General features: G+C 35.3%; 1 protein-coding gene and 1 pseudogene. Both read right to left on the bottom strand.

Annotation, left to right across the window (positions count from 1 at the left end; translation table 11 throughout):
• On the bottom strand, positions 1-596 hold a 596-nt coding region (locus tag OCU55_RS23705; protein ID WP_427847092.1), incomplete at its 3' end, for an ABC transporter permease.
• A pseudogene (locus OCU55_RS23700) lies at positions 589-895 on the bottom strand (ABC transporter ATP-binding protein); the annotation flags it as partial. The gene OCU55_RS23705 and the pseudogene OCU55_RS23700, both read right to left, overlap by 8 nt.

Raw genomic sequence — 895 nt, 5'->3', positions numbered from 1 at the left:
CTACCAATTCTAGCACTTTCTTTTATAAGTGGTGATGCTGATTTTCCTTGAACTCCAAAAGATGTTCTAAGAATTATAAAGTTTGCAACATACATTGCTATATAGTTCATCATGATTGAGTTTATAACTTCGTTTGTTCCCATCTTTGCTTTAAGATATCCTGGTACTGCTGCCCATAAACCACCAGCTGCTATACCAGCTATTAAAACTAGTGGAAGATGTATAATTGCTGGAAGTCCTGGTATAACTCCAACTAAAGCTGCTGCTACCATACCTACTACAAACTGACCTTCTCCACCTATGTTAAATAATCCGGTCTTAAATGCTACCGCATTTGCTACACCGGTAAATATAAGTGGTGTTAAATAGAATATAGTATTAAATAAGTTCATTTCGCTACCAAAGGAACCTTTCCATATGGTGCTAAAAAGATCTTCTAGCGCTTTAAAGTAATCTAATATAGAGTATCCCTTAGCCCAGATTACGAAAAACACTGAAATGAATATAGAAAATATTATTGCTGCTAAAGGGAACAATATTGGTTTTACTATCTGTAGCGCTTTATTTTCTTTACCCTTTGCTGTAGTTTTACTCAAGATCCTTCACCTCTTTCTCATCATCCTTAAGACTACCACCAGCCATAAGTATTCCAAGTTTTAGCTCTGTAGCATCTTTCCTATCTACTATATCTAAGATTTGTCCATCATACATTACCGCTATTCTATCAGATAAAGACATTATTTCGTCCAGTTCTAGTGAAACTAAAAGAACTGCTTTACCACTGTCTCTTTCCTGTATTATTCTCTTATGAATGTATTCTATAGCTCCAACATCAAGACCTCTTGTTGGTTGACATACTATTAGAAGTTCTGGATCCTTTGAGATTTCTCTCGCT

It is taken from the genome of Clostridium folliculivorans (assembly GCF_024341905.1).
Lineage (GTDB): Bacteria > Bacillota > Clostridia > Clostridiales > Clostridiaceae > Clostridium_AR > Clostridium_AR folliculivorans.
This window is presented reverse-complemented; position numbering and strand designations above follow the sequence as displayed.